This is a genomic window from Pseudomonas sp. TNT3, from assembly GCF_010095445.2.
Classification (GTDB): Bacteria; Pseudomonadota; Gammaproteobacteria; order Pseudomonadales; family Pseudomonadaceae; genus Aquipseudomonas.
Genome location: NZ_WFGV02000052.1, coordinates 1 through 15,186 on the forward strand (window position 1 = coordinate 1; position 15,186 = coordinate 15,186).

The following is a 15,186-nucleotide window of genomic DNA, read 5'->3' on the forward strand; positions in this document are numbered from 1 at the left end:
AGGAAATCGTCGCGGTAGAGATCCCGCAACGCAAAGGTCCGGCCAAGGTCGTCGAGCATGACGAGCATCCCCGTGGCGACACCACCCTCGAGCAGCTGCAGAAACTCGGCACGCCGTTTCGCGAAGGCGGCAGCATCACCGCCGGCAACGCCTCCGGGGTCAACGACGGTGCCTGTGCCCTGTTGCTCGCCAGCCCGGAAATCGCCAAGCGTCATGGCCTCAAAGCCCGAGGTCGCGTGGTGGCCATGGCCACGGCGGGTGTCGAGCCGCGCATCATGGGCATCGGCCCGGTACCCGCGACGCGCAAGGTGCTGGAACTGGCCAACCTGAGCCTCGCCGACATGGACGTGATCGAACTCAACGAAGCCTTTGCCGCACAAGGTCTGGCGGTGCTGCGCGAACTCGGCCTGAGCGACACCGATTCACGGGTCAACCCCAACGGCGGCGCGATTGCCCTCGGCCATCCACTGGGCATGAGCGGTGCGCGGCTGGTGACGACCGCCCTGCACGAGCTGGAAGAACGTAACGGTCGCTATGCCTTGTGCACCATGTGCATCGGCGTCGGCCAGGGCATCGCGCTGATCATCGAGCGTTTGTCCGACTAAAGAACCGCGATTCCCGAGGAGCCGAGAGGTATCCTTGGGGCATGCACTCAAAGCCCTTCTGCGAAAGGGCTGAAACACAAAAACAATTCGAGTGAAATCATGAACATGCCAATTGCCAAAGCCGTGCTTGATCCAATGCTGGACCCGCTGGAAACCGCCAGCGTCGACGAACTGCGTCACCATCAGCTGGATCGCCTGCGCTGGAGCCTGAACCACGCCTACAACAATGTGCCGTTGTACCGTCAGCGTTTCGATGCCCTGGGCGTTCATCCCGACGACATCAAATCCCTGGAAGACCTGGCGAAGTTTCCGTTCACCACCAAGACCGACCTGCGCGATAACTACCCGTACGGCATGTTTGCAGTACCGATGCACGACGTCGTCCGCCTGCACGCATCGAGTGGCACCACCGGCAAACCGACGGTTGTGGGTTACACCCAGAACGACATCGATACCTGGGCCAACGTCGTCGCCCGTTCGATCCGCGCAGCCGGTGGCCGACGCGGCGACAAGGTGCATATTTCCTATGGCTATGGCCTGTTCACCGGCGGTCTGGGCGCCCACTACGGCGCCGAACGCCTGGGTTGCACGGTCATCCCGATGTCCGGCGGCCAGACCGAGAAACAGGTGCAACTGATCAAGGATTTCCAGCCGGACATCATCATGGTCACGCCGTCCTACATGCTCAACATCGCCGATGAAATCGAGCGCCAGGGCATCGACCCGCACAAACTGGCCCTGCGCCTCGGCATCTTCGGCGCCGAGCCCTGGACCGGCGAACTGCGCAGCGCCATCGAGAACCGTCTGGGCATCACTGCGCTGGACATCTACGGCCTGTCGGAAATCATGGGGCCGGGCGTCGCCATGGAATGCGCGGAAACCAAGGACGGGCCGACGATCTGGGAAGACCACTTCTACCCGGAAATCATCGATCCGATCACCGGTGAAGTGCTGCCTGACGGACAAATGGGCGAGCTGGTGTTCACCTCCCTCAGCAAAGAAGCCCTGCCGATGATCCGCTACCGCACCCGCGACCTCACGCGCCTGCTGCCGGGGACGGCACGACCGATGCGCCGAATCGACAAGATCACCGGGCGTAGCGATGACATGCTGATCATTCGCGGAGTTAACGTGTTTCCAACGCAGATCGAAGAACAGGTGCTGAAAATCAAACAGCTTTCAGAGTGTTATGAGATTCATCTGTATCGCAACGGCAACCTGGACAGCGTTGATGTGCATGTGGAGTTGAAGGCTGAGCACCAGCATTTGAGTGACGATCAGCAGAAGGCCGTCTGTGGCGAGCTGAGTCGGCATATCAAGACGTACATCGGGATCAGTTCGCGGATCGTCTTGCAGCCTCTGCATTCGATCAAGCGCTCCGAGGGCAAAGCGTGCCACGTGATGGACAAACGCCCTAAAGCATGACTGCTGCACCCTTTACGGCCCCGCTCTTGCGGGGCTTTTTTTTGCGGGCGCGGCGGCTATTGGCTCGGTCCTTTTAACGAATGATTTCCCTGTGGGAGCTGGCTTGCCAGCGATGGCGGCCTTAGAGCGGATAAGTATTTCCCTGATGAACCCGGATCAAACTGTGGGAGCTGGCCTGCCGGCGATGGCTACCTGATTGGCGGTGAGATTCTTGATGGTGTACATATCCATTTCTGCGGTCAGGGCCGCTATGGGTTTCGCTTTTACAGCGAGTCACTTTTGAAAAGCCGGAATGCCGGCCCAGTCAAAAGTAACCCAAACGCTCTTGCCCCACCACTTGGCACCTCGCCTGGGCTCGGTGTGCCCTCACTCCGGCATTGCTCCGCGGGTCGCCGCGATGGGCCATCCCTGGCCCAGCGCGGCTAAACCGGCATCCTTGCCGGTTTACCCGCTGCGCAATACCTGCGTTCGGCCAGCGTGGTTTAACGGGGCGCCTGAGATCAAAATCAAAAGCAAAGCGAGGCGGCCCGAGAGCCGACCTGATAGGTGAGGCCCGCGCATTTCCCTGTGGGAGCTGAGCTTGCTCGCGATGGACGTTAACGATGACGCAATGTCATTGGGAAAACGCCGCTATGTAGGAGCTGTCGAGTGAAACGAGGCTGCGATCTTTTGATCTTGCCTTTTAAAACCAGGATCAACGCTAAGCGGCGGAACGCCTGAACGTCAGGTCGGCTGTCAGGCCGCCTCGCTTTGGCTTCTGATCTGCTTTTGATTTTGATCTTCTTGCCCCATGGGAAGGCCGAACGCAGGTTCTGCGCAGTGGGCAACCCGGCATGGATGCCGGGTTAGCCGCGCACGGCCAGGGATGGCCGATCGCGGCGGGCCCACAGAGCAGGACCGAAGCGAGGCACCGGACGAAAGGGGCAAGAGCGTTTGGTTACTTGGCGCTCTTCCAAGTGACTCGCCGTAAGGGTGAAACCAATAGCCGCCGTGACCGCAGGAATGGATATGTACTCCAGCAAGAATCTCACCGCTGATCAGGCCGCCATCGCGAGCAGGCTCACTCCTACAGTTTGATCCGGGGACATCTGGAAGAAACCTGTCGGCTATGAGGCCGCCTTCGCGAGCAAGCTTGGCTCCCACAGGTGAACGCGTGCGCTTCGAAAGTCAGGTCGGCTGGCAGGCCGCCATCGCCGGCAAGCCAGCTCCCACCATTTGATCCGGGTGCATCAGGGGAATACTCATCGTCTATCAGGCCGTCATCGCGAGCAGGTTTTTCTCCTACGAAAACACCCCAACCCAAGACCCTACACCCCAAAGCGATACAAAAAACAAACACGACACGTTATTTTCTGTTTGATATTAATTTCTGTATCGCTTATAAAGTTCTCCATGCCAACAAACAGATTCACGGCGGGAGACCCCCCATGTACGCACAGCTCGTAGAAACAGGCGTCAAGCGCATCAAGGACCTGTCGGAAATGTCCGAACAGGAACGTGCTTTCCAGGAAAAAATCGATTCAGAAATCAAGATCGAAGCTAAAAACTGGATGCCTGATGCCTATCGCCAGACCCTGATCCGGCAGATTTCCCAACACGCTCACTCCGAAATCGTCGGCATGCTGCCCGAAGGCAACTGGGTCACCCGTGCCCCTACGCTCAAACGCAAACTGCAGCTGATGGCCAAGATTCAGGACGAAGCCGGTCACGGCCTCTACCTCTACAGCGCCATGGAGACCCTCGGCGCTGACCGCGACGAAGAAATCGCCAAGCTGCACAGCGGCAAGGCCAAGTACTCCAGCATCTTCAATTACCCGACGCTGAACTGGGCCGACATGGGCGCCGTGGGCTGGTTGGTGGATGGCGCCGCGATCGTCAATCAGGTGGTGTTGCAACGCACGTCCTACGGCCCGTATTCCCGAGCCATGGTGCGCATCTGCAAGGAAGAAAGTTTCCACCAGCGCCAGGGCTACGAAATTCTCCTGACCATGATGCGTCACGGTAATCAGGCGCAAAAAGACATGGTTCAGGACGCGATCAACCGCCTGTGGTGGCCGTCGCTGATGATGTTCGGTCCAAGTGACGAGCACTCGCCCAACAGCGCCCAATCCATGGCCTGGAAAATCAAGCGCCAGAGCAACGACGAACTGCGCCAGCGCTTTATCGACCAGACCATCCCGCAGCTGGAACTGCTGGGCTGCACCTGCCCCGACCCGGACCTGAAGTGGAACGCCGAGCGCGGCCACTACGACTTCGGCGAGATCCAGTGGAGCGAGTTCTACGAAGTGCTCAAGGGCAACGGCCCATGCAACCAGGAGCGCGTGTCCACCCGCCGCAAAGCCATCGAAGACGGCGCCTGGGTTCGTGAAGCCGCGGTCGCCCACGCTCGCAAAAAACAAAACAAGAACGCCGCCTGATTCGGCCACCTGATCTGGAGACACCGTCATGTCCGAATGGACCCTTTTTGAAGTCTTCGTGCGCAGCAAGCACGGCCTCAACCACAAGCATGTCGGCAGCGTGCATGCCGCCGACACCACCATGGCCATCGAGAACGCGCGGGAGTTGTACACCCGCCGCAGCGAAGGCGTGAGTCTGTGGGTCGTGCCGTCGGCGCTGATCACCGCGTCCTCGCCGGATGAAAAAGACCCGCTGTTCGACCCAGCGGACGACAAGGTCTATCGCCACGCCAGCTTCTACGAGTTGCCGGCCGAAGTCGGGCACATGTGAGGTCGACCATGAATAACCAGACTGATCTGATCGAATACCTGCTGCGCCTCGGCGACAGCGCTCTGATTCAGGGCCAGCGCCTGTGCCAATGGTGCGGCAAGGCCCCGGCGCTGGAAGAGGAACTGGCGTTGATGAATGTCGGCCTCGACCTCGTCGGCCAGGCCCGCAACTGGCTGGAATACGCCGCCGAATTGCTGAACGACGGTCGCGATGCCGATCACCTGGCGTTCCGTCGAGACGAGCGCGCGTACCGCAACCTGTTGCTGGTGGAGCAACCCAACGGCGATTACGCCGTCACCATTCTCAAGCAATTCCTTTACGACGCATGGCACCTGCAAGTGCTCACCGGCCTTGCCCTGTCCAGCGACGAACGCATTGCCGGGATCGCCGCCAAAGCCGTGAAGGAAGTGACCTATCACTTGCGTCGCTCCGGTGAGTGGGTCGAGCGCCTGGGTGACGGCACCGAAGAGAGCCACGCGCGCATGCTCGCGGCCATCCCCGAGGTGTGGCGCTTCACGGTCGAGCTGACCAGCGCCGACGACAGCGAACACCGCCTGTGCGAAGCCGGCATCATCCCGGCCACCGCAGAAGTCGCCGCCGCCTGGCAAAAAACCGTCAGCGAAACCTTTGCCCGCGCCACCCTGCCCGTGCCCCCGGCGCCCAGCTATTTCTATCTGGATGCACGCAAGGGTCTGCACTCCGAACACCTCGGCATCCTGCTGGCCGAGATGCAGTTCCTGCCACGAGCGTACCCCGATGCAACCTGGTGAGCTGATCGCCAGCGACCAGGGCGCCCGGCCGGCTCAGCCGAGTGACCTGGCCGCTGCGTGGGCGACATTGGCCCAGGTCATGGACCCGGAAGTGCCGGTGGTCAGCGTGGTCGACCTGGGGATAGTCCGTGATCTCGACTGGCAGGCCGGGCACTTGCACGTGGTGGTCACGCCGACCTACTCCGGTTGCCCCGCCACCGAAGTGATCGAAAGCGACATCCGCGACGCGCTGGAACTGGCCGGCTTCAAGGCGCCGCTGCTGGAGCGAAAATTGACGCCGGCGTGGACCACCGACTGGATCACCCAGAGCGGTCGTGAACGCCTGCGCGCCTACGGCATCGCGCCGCCCGAAGGCAGCACAAGCAAACGCAGCCTGCTCGGCGACAGCCCGGTGATCGCCTGCCCGCAATGCGGTAGCACGCACACCGAAGTGCTCAGTGAATTCGGCTCCACCGCGTGCAAGGCGCTGTACCGCTGCCGCGATTGCCTGGAACCGTTCGACTATTTCAAGTGCATCTGAGCGGCGATCGGCCGTCCCAGCTGGAGAACAATAATGAGTAAATTTCACAGCCTGACCATCAAGGACGTGCGCAACGAGACCCGCGACGCGGTGTCCATCGCGTTCGAGATTCCGCAGCACCTGCAGGACAGTTTTCACTTCACTCAGGGCCAGCACCTGGTGATGCGCACCCAGATGGATGGCGAAGAAGTACGCCGCTCCTACTCGATCTGCACGGGTGTCAATGACGGTGAACTGCGCATTGCCATCAAGCGTGTGGTCGGCGGGCGCTTCTCGGCATTTGCCAACGAACACCTCAAAGCCGGGCACTGCCTGGAAGTGATGCCACCGGCCGGACACTTCCACGTCGAACTCGACCCGACGCGCCATGGCAACTACCTGGCTGTCGCCGCCGGCAGTGGCATCACGCCGATTCTGTCGATCATCAAGACCACTCTGCAGACCGAACCGCACAGCCGAGTGACCTTGCTGTACGGCAACCGTTCCAGCTCCGGCGCCTTGTTTCGTGAACAGCTCGAAGACCTGAAAAACCGCTACCTGCAACGCTTGAACCTGATCTTCGTGTTCAGCCGCGAGCAGCAGGATGTCGACCTGTACAACGGCCGGATCAACGCCGAGAAATGCGAGCAACTGTTCTCCCGCTGGCTCGACGTCAAAGCCCTGGATGCCGCCTTTATTTGCGGTCCGCAGGAAATGACCGAGACCGTACGCGACAGCCTCAAAGCCAAAGGCATGGCGCCGGAGCGTATCCACTTCGAATTGTTCGCCGCCGCTGGCAGCCAGCAGAAACGCGAAGCCCGGGAGGCAGCGCATCAGGTGGACGCCGCAGTCAGCCAGATCACGGTGATCAGCGACGGTCGCGCCCTGGCCTTCGACCTCCCGCGCAACAGCCAAAGCATTCTCGATGCCGGCAACGCCCAAGGTGCCGAACTGCCCTACTCCTGCAAGGCCGGCGTGTGCTCGACCTGCAAGTGCAAGGTCATCGAAGGCGAGGTGGAAATGGACAGCAACCACGCCCTGGAAGACTACGAAGTAGCGGCCGGTTATGTCCTGTCGTGCCAGGCCTTTCCGATCAGCGACAAAGTGGTGCTGGATTTCGATCAGCTTTGATTCCGCAAGCGTTCGGAACCCTGTAGGAGTGAGCCTGCTCGCGATAGCGGTGGTTCAGCCACCCGCGATGTTGAAGGTGATGGCCTTATCGCGAGCAGGCTCGCTCCCACAATTTGTCATGTGATTAACCCCGATTTACTGCTTCACCCCACAACAAAAACAACAACAGAGAGCGCGCCATGACTCCACAAGACGTAGAACTCATTCGCCAGCATCCCGACTTCATCCAGCTGGTCCGACGAAAACAGAACCTGTATTGGTCGCTGTCGCTGATCATGCTGGTGATTTATTTCGGCTTTGTCCTGTTGGTGGCTTTCTCCCCCGCCACCCTCGGCCAATCCCTGAGCGGGGGCGTGACCACCGTCGGCATGCTGGTAGGCGTGGTCATCGTTTTGATGGCGTTCGCCCTGACCGGTTTCTACGTCTATCGCGCCAACAACGTCATCGACCCGCTCAACGAAAAACTCAAGCAGGAGTGCGCGCAATGAGCCGTCTTATGGCCTTGTTCCTGCTGCCATTGGCAGTGGTCACCGACCTGGCGGTTGCCGCTGACGGCGCGTCCCGCCCGTTGAACTGGAACGCCATCGGCATGTTCCTGGTGTTCGTGCTGTTCACCCTCGGCGTGACGCGCTGGGCAGCGTTGCGCACCCGTTCCGCCAGCGATTTCTACACCGCGGGCGGTGGCATGACCGGGTTCCAGAACGGATTGGCCATTGCCGGCGACATGATCTCGGCAGCGTCCTTCCTGGGCATTTCCGCCATGATGTTTCTCAACGGCTACGACGGTTTGCTCTACGCCCTCGGCGTATTGGCGGGCTGGCCGATCATTCTTTTCCTGATCGCCGAACGCCTGCGCAACCTTGGCAAATACACCTTCGCCGACGTGGTCTCCTATCGCCTGGAACAAACCCCGGTGCGCCTGACGTCAGCTTTCGGCACCCTCACCGTGGCCCTGATGTACCTGGTGGCGCAGATGGTCGGCGCCGGCAAGTTGATCGAACTGCTGTTCGGCATCGATTACCTCTACGCGGTCATGCTGGTCGGTGTATTGATGGTGTTCTACGTGACCTTCGGCGGCATGCTCGCCACCACCTGGGTACAGATCATCAAGGCCGTGATGCTGTTGTTCGGCACCACGTTCATGGCCTTCATGGTGCTCAAGCATTTCGGTTTCAGTACCGAGGCGATGTTCGCCAGCGCCACTGCCGTGCACGCCAAAGGCACCGCGATCATGGCGCCGGGCGGGCTGCTGTCGAACCCGATCGATGCGATCTCGCTGGGGTTGGGCATGATGTTCGGCACCGCCGGCCTGCCGCATATCCTGATGCGATTCTTTACCGTCAGCGACGCCAAGGAAGCGCGCAAAAGCGTGTTCTATGCCACCGGTTTCATCGGCTACTTCTACCTGCTGCTGATCATCGTCGGCTTCGGCGCGATCGTCATGGTCGGCACCGATCCGACGTTCCGTGATGCCAACGGCGCGATCATCGGCGGCGGCAACATGATTGCCGTGCACCTGGCGCAAGCCGTCGGCGGCAACCTGTTCCTGGGCTTCATTTCTGCGGTCGCGTTCGCCACCATTCTGGCGGTGGTTGCCGGGTTGGCCTTGTCCGGCGCGTCGGCGGTGTCCCACGACCTGTATGCCTGCGTGATCCGCAAGGGCCAGGCCACCGAGCAGCAGGAAATCCGCGTTTCGCGCATCGCCACCCTGTGCATCGGCGTTCTGGCAATCATCCTTGGCCTGCTGTTCGAGTCGCAAAACATCGCGTTCCTGTCCGGCCTGGTGCTGGCCATTGCCGCCTCGGTGAATTTCCCGGTGCTGTTCCTTTCGATGTACTGGAAAGGTCTGACCACTCGCGGCGCGGTGACCGGCAGCCTGGCAGGGTTGATCTCGGCCATTGTCCTGCTGGTGCTGAGCCCGGCAGTGTGGGTCAACGTCCTGCACTACGAAAAAGCCCTGTTCCCGTACTCCAACCCGGCACTGTTCTCCATGAGCCTGGCCTTCCTGAGCGCCTGGCTGTTTTCCGTCACCGACACCTCACCCCGTGCAGCCCTTGAACGCGGCCGTTACCTGGCGCAGTTCATTCGCTCCATGACCGGGATCGGTGCCTCCGGCGCCAGCAAGCACTAATAACGACGATTGACGGCAGGGAATAAAAACAATGAAGCCCGCACGTACTGCTCCTTATGAATCACTGTTTTCGTTAGCCGCTGCATTGAGTCTGCCCATGGTCGCACCGAGCGCCATGGCCGACTTCGTCAGCGACAGCAAGGCCCGTATCGAGATGCGCAACCACTACATCAACCGCGATTTCCGTCAGGAGAATGCGCCCCAATCCAAGGCTGAAGAATGGGCGCAGGGATTCACTGCGCGCATCGAGTCCGGGTTCACCGATGGGACCTTGGGGTTCGGTCTCGATGCGTTGGGGGAGTTGGGGCTGAAACTCGACTCCAGCCCGGATCGACGGGGCACCGGCCTGCTGCCATTTGGCCCGAACAGCCATGAACCTGCGGACGAGTTCAGCGAGCTGGGCCTGACCGGCAAAGTGCGCGTGTCCAAGAGCGTATTGAAGCTCGGCACCCTGCAACCCTTGCTGCCGGTGGCGACTTACAACGACACCCGCCTGTTGGGTTCGACCTTTGAAGGCGGCTTGCTGACCAGCCAGGAAATCAGTGGCCTGACAGTTAACGCCGGGCGCCTGACCAAGGCCAACCTGCGCGATTCCTCCAGCAACGATGACATCGGTTATGGCGCCGCCAGCAGCGATCACTTCGACTTCGCGGGCGGCACTTACGCCTTCAGCCCGCAACTGAATCTGAGTTACTACTACGGCAAGCTCGAACAGATCTATCGCCAGCAATTCGTCGGACTGGTGCACACCCAGCCGCTGGGCAACGGTTTCAATCTGCGCAGCGACGTGCGTTATTTCGACAGCCGCGGCGACGGTGCCGAGCGGGCCGGGCGCATCGATAACCGCAACTTCAACAGCATGTTCACCGTGTCCCACGGTGCCCACAAAGTCAGTGCGACCTACCAGCAGTTGTCCGGCGACAGTGCGTTCCCGTTCCTCAACGGCGGCGACCCGTACGTGGTCAACCTGGTGACCTACAACACCTACACCCGCGCCGACGAAGACTCCTGGCAGCTGCGTTACGACTATGACTTCGCCGCCCAGGGCATCCCCGGCCTGACCTTCATGACCCGCTACACCGATGGTCGCAACGTCAAGGCAGGCACCGTCGACAACGGCCGCGAACGGGAGCGCGACACCGACATCAGCTACGTCATCCAGAGCGGCATGTTCAAGGACGTGAGCCTGCGCTGGCGCAACGTGACCTTTCGTTCCGGCAATGGCTTGGCGACCGCCCTCGATGAGAACCGGCTGATCGTCGGTTACACCGTGGCGCTCTGGTAATTCCTGAATGGCGCGGCTGCGGCTGCGCCAGACCTTTTCAACATCATCTGGAGCAATCGTGATGTCCTTTTCACCTACACTGCACGCCCCTACTCTGCAAAGTTTCATCGCCGGTCGCTGGATCGGCCAACACGGTGCCCAGGTGCTGCGCAGTGCCATCGATGGCCACGAAATCGCACGCACCCACGAAGAGCGTCCGGACTTCGCCGAAGCCGTCGAGCACTGTCGCCGCCAGGGCGTCAGCGGTCTGATGGCGCTGGATTTCCAACAGCGAGCCCAGCGTCTCAAGGCACTGGCCTTGTACCTGAGCGAGCGCAAGGAACAGCTCTACGCGATCTCCCATCACAGCGGCGCCACCCGCGCCGACAGCTGGATCGACATCGAAGGCGGCAACAGCACGCTGTTCACCTACGCCAGCCTTGGCTCCCGGGAATTGCCATCGGGCAACATCGTCCACGAAGGTCCTGTGCTGCAACTGAGCAAGCTGGGCACCTTCGCCGGCACGCACATTCTGGTGCCCCGTGGTGGCCTGGCGGTGCACATCAATGCCTTCAACTTCCCGATCTGGGGCATGCTGGAAAAATTCGCCCCGAGCTTCCTCGCCGGCATGCCGTGCATCGTCAAACCGGCCAGCGCCACCAGCTACCTGACCGAAGCCGTGGTACGCCTGATGGACGAATCCGGCCTGCTTCCGGCCGGCAGCCTGCAATTGATCATCGGCGGCACGGGGGACTTGCTCGATCGCCTGCAAGGCCAGGACGTGGTGACCTTCACCGGTTCCGCCGACACCGCCGCCAAGCTGCGGGTCAACCCGAACCTGATCCGTAACTCGGTACCGTTCAATGCCGAAGCTGACTCTTTGAACTGCGCGATCCTCGCCCCGGACGTGACCCCGGATGACGAAGAGTTCGAGCTGTTCATCAAGGAAGTCGCCCGGGAGATGACCACCAAGGCCGGGCAGAAATGCACCGCCATTCGCCGCGCCATCGTGCCGGCCAAACACATCGATGCGGTCGCGACCCGTTTGCGCGATCGCCTGAAGAAAGTCGTGGTCGGCGACCCGTCGGTGGAAGGCGTGCGCATGGGTGCACTGGCCTCCCACGATCAACAGAAAGACGTCGCTGAGCGCCTGGAAAGCCTGCTGCAAAGCAGCAACATGCTGTTCGGCGCCCGCGACGGGTTTGAACCCCGGGGTGAGAACGTCAACCAAGGCGCATTCTTCGCGCCGACATTGCTGCAAGCCCGCGACCCGCACGCCGAAGGGGGCGCCCACGACATCGAAGCATTCGGCCCCGTCAGCACGCTGATGGCCTATGACGATCTGGATGAAGCGCTGGTGCTGGCGGCTCGCGGCAAAGGCAGCCTGGTGGCCAGTCTGATCACCAGGGACCCACAGATTGCCGCCAAGGCCATCCCCGTCGCTGCGGCGTGGCACGGTCGCTTGCTGGTGCTCGACCGCGAGTCCGCCGCCGAATCCACCGGCCACGGCTCGCCGCTGCCACAACTCAAGCATGGCGGTCCGGGTCGTGCCGGTGGCGGTGAAGAACTGGGTGGTCTGCGCGCGGTGAAGCACTACCTGCAACGTGCAGCCGTGCAAGGTTCGCCCACCATGCTGGCGGCTGTGACCGGTGAGTACGTGCGGGGCGCCAAGGTCATCGAAACCGAAGTGCATCCGTTCCGTCGGCACTTCCAGGACCTGCAGATTGGCGAGTCGCTGCTGACCCATCGTCGCACCGTGACCGAAGCCGATCTGGTGAACTTCGGCTGCCTGTCCGGTGATCACTTCTACATGCACTTCGACGATATCGCGGCGAAAGAATCGCAATTCGGCAAACGCATCGCCCACGGTTACTTCGTGCTGTCGGCGGCGGCAGGCCTGTTCGTATCCCCTGGTGTCGGCCCGGTGCTGGCCAACTACGGCCTGGACACGCTGCGCTTCATCAATCCGGTGGGGATCGGCGACACGATCCAGGCGCGCCTGACCTGCAAACGCAAGATCGACCAGGGCAAGAAGAGCCCGCAGGGTATCCCGCAAGGGGTGGTGGCCTGGGATGTCGAGGTGACCAATCAGTTGGGTGAGCTGGTGGCCAGTTATGACATTTTGACGTTGGTGGTTAAGCGCGAGGATTGATCAGCGCTTCTGGTTGACCATAGATGTTGTGGTCAACCGCAGATCAAATGTGGGAGTGAGCCTGCTCGCGATGGTGTGTCAGTCGACATCAAGGTAGCTGACACACCGCCATCGCGAGCAGGCTCACTCCTACATTGGGCTGTGCTCGACCACCCTTCTCAATGCTTACGCAACCACTCGATAAACAACGCAAACAACTCCGACTGCGAACCCACCTCCAGCTTCAGGTACAGGTTCTTGCGGTGCATGCGTACGGTTTCTGGCGATATGCCCAACTGGCTGGCGGTGGATTTCACCGAGTGCCCCCTGAGCACCATGTGCGCGACTTCCCGCTCGCGGTCGGTCAGCAAATCGCTGCCGAAATGCTCGAAAGCCCACTGCACCCGTTGCTTGAGATCATCCCCTTCACCCACCGCTTGAACGCACTGAATCTCGGCAATGCGCTGCATGCCGCGCTGGCTGAATGCGCCGATGAATTCGCTTACCAGGGGTTCGACGGCGCGCAGCAGGTTCAGTTGATCGACCCGCAGGCTTTCATTGCTGAAACCTTGAAACAGGCTCACCGAAATCTTCGTCTCGTTGCCCGTGTTGACGATGTAATAGCTGTCCTCCGAACACCCCGCCTTCAAGTAATAGGTGCGGTAATACTCACTGTCGAAGAAGTCATCCGGGGCGATTTCCTCCAGGTGGTAAAAGCCTTGGGCCAAATCCTGTTCCACCGCCAGGCAGAACGGATCAAGCAGATACCCCCCGGAAAAATAGCGCTCGATGATCGACACCTGATACTGCTCGGCAATACCGCGTTGATACAGCAACTGGGGTGGGCGGTCCTTGTGTTCCAGGCTGATCATCACCGATTCGATGCCGACCAGGTGCTCGAACGCTGACGCCAGGTAGTGCAGCGCGTCGGGCTCATCGACACGGGCAAATGCCTCGCGCATTTGCCCGTGCCATTTATGCAGTGCCCCGAAGGGCAAGGCGATCAACGTATCGTCGTTTGGTTTGCTCATACCCCGCAGTCTAGCGGGTGAGCCGGCCCCCGGTAAAAGCCTGGCTGACGAAGTCATTGGCCCTGGTACTGGCCGCTTTCCTGAAGTTCGGCGGCCACTTCAAGAATGCACACGCGCAGGGTCTCGACGATCTCATCGACCTGGGCGCACGTCAGGATCAGCGGCGGCGACATCACGTTGAGGTGCATGATCGGCCGCACCAGCAACCCTTTGGCCTGTGCCCGGGAGTGAATCCGCTCGCCGATGTTGATCTCGTCGGCAAACAACGCCTTGGTGCGTTTGTCGGCGACAAATTCCACGCAGGCCATGAATTTCTGGCAGCGTACATCGCCCACCAACGGCAAATCGCTGAGTGTCGCCAGGCGTTCTTCCAGATAAGCGCCGACGACATCGACGTGTTCCAGCAGCTGTTCGCGCTCGATGATTTCGATGTTTTTCAGCGCCGCCGTGCAGCACACCGGGTGCCCGCTGTAGGTGAAGCCGTGGCTGAAGCAGCGGCCCTTGCCCGGTTCGGCGATGACCTTCCAGATGCGATCGGAAAAGATGCAGGCGCCCAGCGGCAGATAGGCGGACGTCAGGCCCTTGGCCGTGGTGATGATGTCGGGCTGCACATCGAACAGGTCGTAGGACGCAAAGAATTTGCCCAGTCGCCCGAAGGAAGTGACCACCTCATCGGCGACGAACAGGATGTCGTAGCGCTGGCAGACTTCCCACATACGTTTCAGGTAGCCCTTGGGCGGAATGATCACCCCGCCCGAGCCCATGATCGGCTCGGCGAAGAAGCCCGCGACCTTGTCCGCGCCGATGGCCAGGATCTTGTCTTCGAACTCCTTGACCAGAAACTCCAGGAACTGCGCCTCGTCCATGCCATCCGGTGCGCGGTATGGATTGGGGTTTGAGACATGGTGGATACGGTCGTGGGCGTAGTCGAATTCCGGGACACGGTCGGCGGCCTTGTTGCCGATCGACATCGTCAGCGTTGTCGAGCCGTGATAGGCGTTGTAACGGGCAATGATGTGCTTCTTTTCCGGCTTGCCGCGGCAGTTCTGATAGTACTGAATCAGCCGGTAGGCAGTGTCCACCGCCGTCGAGCCGCCGGTGGTCAGGAATACGTGATCAAGGTCACCGGGCGCCAGGCTGGCGAGTTTTTCGCAAAGTTGAATGGCCACGCTGTTGGACATGTCGCAGAACGGATTCGAATAAGCGAGCTGGCGGACCTGATCGGCAATGGCCAGGGCCATTTCTTCACGCCCCAAACCGATATTGGTGCACCACATACCGCCTACGGCGTCGAGAAAACGATTGCCCTGGGTGTCGAAAATGTAGGCGCCGTCGCCGGAAACAATGTTCAGCGACCCCTGCTCGGCGTGCTCGTCGAACATGTGATAGCCGTGCATGTAATGAGCCTTGTCTGCCTTGACCAGGCGGGCCTCTTCGGCGGCGGACAAAATGTGCTGGGTTGGAGTGGCCAT

At 60.8% G+C, this 15,186-nt stretch carries 13 protein-coding genes; 11 read left to right on the top strand and 2 right to left on the bottom strand.

What is annotated here, in order from left to right:
* The 11 genes from GBC55_RS23970 to paaZ all read left to right on the top strand — a co-directional run.
* A partial coding sequence (locus GBC55_RS23970; RefSeq protein ID WP_247266985.1) for an acetyl-CoA C-acyltransferase occupies nucleotides 1-605 on the top strand: 605 nt, incomplete at its 5' end.
* A 99-nt stretch (nucleotides 606-704) separates the two neighbouring features.
* Nucleotides 705-2,030 (top strand): phenylacetate--CoA ligase PaaK, encoded by a 1,326-nt coding sequence (gene paaK, locus GBC55_RS23975; RefSeq protein WP_162440993.1) that lies wholly within the window; start codon nucleotides 705-707, stop codon nucleotides 2,028-2,030.
* A gap of 1,427 nt (nucleotides 2,031-3,457) precedes the next feature.
* A complete protein-coding gene (paaA, locus tag GBC55_RS23980; protein ID WP_162440992.1) occupies nucleotides 3,458-4,447 on the top strand; it encodes a 1,2-phenylacetyl-CoA epoxidase subunit PaaA in 990 nt (329 codons plus the stop codon).
* A 28-nt stretch (nucleotides 4,448-4,475) separates the two neighbouring features.
* Nucleotides 4,476-4,757: a 1,2-phenylacetyl-CoA epoxidase subunit PaaB gene (gene paaB / locus GBC55_RS23985; RefSeq protein WP_003208899.1), complete on the top strand. Its 282-nt coding sequence runs from the start codon at nucleotides 4,476-4,478 to the stop codon at nucleotides 4,755-4,757.
* Between the two features lie 8 nt (nucleotides 4,758-4,765).
* Complete coding sequence (gene paaC / locus GBC55_RS23990) at nucleotides 4,766-5,527, top strand: 1,2-phenylacetyl-CoA epoxidase subunit PaaC (RefSeq protein WP_162440991.1); 762 nt, start codon at nucleotides 4,766-4,768, stop codon at nucleotides 5,525-5,527.
* Nucleotides 5,514-6,047: a 1,2-phenylacetyl-CoA epoxidase subunit PaaD gene (gene paaD / locus GBC55_RS23995; protein WP_162440990.1), complete on the top strand. Its 534-nt coding sequence runs from the start codon at nucleotides 5,514-5,516 to the stop codon at nucleotides 6,045-6,047. Before paaC ends, paaD begins: the two co-directional genes overlap by 14 nt.
* A gap of 33 nt (nucleotides 6,048-6,080) precedes the next feature.
* Nucleotides 6,081-7,157 carry a 1,2-phenylacetyl-CoA epoxidase subunit PaaE gene (paaE, locus tag GBC55_RS24000; protein ID WP_162440989.1) on the top strand — a complete coding sequence of 359 codons (1,077 nt, stop codon included), beginning with the start codon at nucleotides 6,081-6,083 and terminating at the stop codon, nucleotides 7,155-7,157.
* 179 nt (nucleotides 7,158-7,336) lie between these two features.
* Nucleotides 7,337-7,645 (top strand): DUF485 domain-containing protein, encoded by a 309-nt coding sequence (locus GBC55_RS24005; RefSeq protein ID WP_162440988.1) that lies wholly within the window; start codon nucleotides 7,337-7,339, stop codon nucleotides 7,643-7,645.
* Complete coding sequence (locus GBC55_RS24010) at nucleotides 7,642-9,288, top strand: cation acetate symporter (protein ID WP_162440987.1); 1,647 nt, start codon at nucleotides 7,642-7,644, stop codon at nucleotides 9,286-9,288. The genes GBC55_RS24005 and GBC55_RS24010 overlap by 4 nt, the downstream gene beginning before the upstream one ends.
* A gap of 31 nt (nucleotides 9,289-9,319) precedes the next feature.
* Entirely contained in the window at nucleotides 9,320-10,573 is a 1,254-nt protein-coding gene (locus GBC55_RS24015) for an OprD family porin (protein ID WP_162440986.1), read from the top strand.
* 61 nt (nucleotides 10,574-10,634) lie between these two features.
* Nucleotides 10,635-12,704 (top strand): phenylacetic acid degradation bifunctional protein PaaZ, encoded by a 2,070-nt coding sequence (gene paaZ, locus GBC55_RS24020; protein ID WP_247266986.1) that lies wholly within the window; start codon nucleotides 10,635-10,637, stop codon nucleotides 12,702-12,704.
* Nucleotides 12,705-12,862: 158 nt separating this feature from the next.
* Here the strand turns inward: paaZ and GBC55_RS24025 are convergent, their stop codons facing one another.
* Nucleotides 12,863-13,771: a helix-turn-helix transcriptional regulator gene (locus tag GBC55_RS24025; protein ID WP_162440390.1), complete on the bottom strand. Its 909-nt coding sequence runs from the start codon at nucleotides 13,769-13,771 to the stop codon at nucleotides 12,863-12,865.
* The gene (locus GBC55_RS24030; RefSeq protein WP_162440391.1) at nucleotides 13,768-15,186 is read right to left on the bottom strand and encodes an aminotransferase; all 1,419 of its coding nucleotides are present in this window, start codon (nucleotides 15,184-15,186) and stop codon (nucleotides 13,768-13,770) included. The genes GBC55_RS24025 and GBC55_RS24030 overlap by 4 nt, the downstream gene beginning before the upstream one ends.

Excerpts from the sequence above, each read along its gene's own strand:
- paaK (WP_162440993.1), top strand. The coding sequence starts at position 705 with ATGAACATGCCAATTGCCAAAGCCGTGCTTGATCCAATGCTGGACCCG.
- paaA (WP_162440992.1), top strand. The coding sequence starts at position 3,458 with ATGTACGCACAGCTCGTAGAAACAGGCGTCAAGCGCATCAAGGACCTG.
- paaB (WP_003208899.1), top strand. The coding sequence starts at position 4,476 with ATGTCCGAATGGACCCTTTTTGAAGTCTTCGTGCGCAGCAAGCACGGC.
- paaC (WP_162440991.1), top strand. The coding sequence starts at position 4,766 with ATGAATAACCAGACTGATCTGATCGAATACCTGCTGCGCCTCGGCGAC.
- paaD (WP_162440990.1), top strand. The coding sequence starts at position 5,514 with ATGCAACCTGGTGAGCTGATCGCCAGCGACCAGGGCGCCCGGCCGGCT.
- paaE (WP_162440989.1), top strand. The coding sequence starts at position 6,081 with ATGAGTAAATTTCACAGCCTGACCATCAAGGACGTGCGCAACGAGACC.
- GBC55_RS24005 (WP_162440988.1), top strand. The coding sequence starts at position 7,337 with ATGACTCCACAAGACGTAGAACTCATTCGCCAGCATCCCGACTTCATC.
- GBC55_RS24010 (WP_162440987.1), top strand. The coding sequence starts at position 7,642 with ATGAGCCGTCTTATGGCCTTGTTCCTGCTGCCATTGGCAGTGGTCACC.
- GBC55_RS24015 (WP_162440986.1), top strand. The coding sequence starts at position 9,320 with ATGAAGCCCGCACGTACTGCTCCTTATGAATCACTGTTTTCGTTAGCC.
- paaZ (WP_247266986.1), top strand. The coding sequence starts at position 10,635 with ATGTCCTTTTCACCTACACTGCACGCCCCTACTCTGCAAAGTTTCATC.
- GBC55_RS24025 (WP_162440390.1), bottom strand. The coding sequence starts at position 13,771 with ATGACTTCGTCAGCCAGGCTTTTACCGGGGGCCGGCTCACCCGCTAGA.
- GBC55_RS24030 (WP_162440391.1), bottom strand. The coding sequence starts at position 15,186 with ATGGCCACTCCAACCCAGCACATTTTGTCCGCCGCCGAAGAGGCCCGC.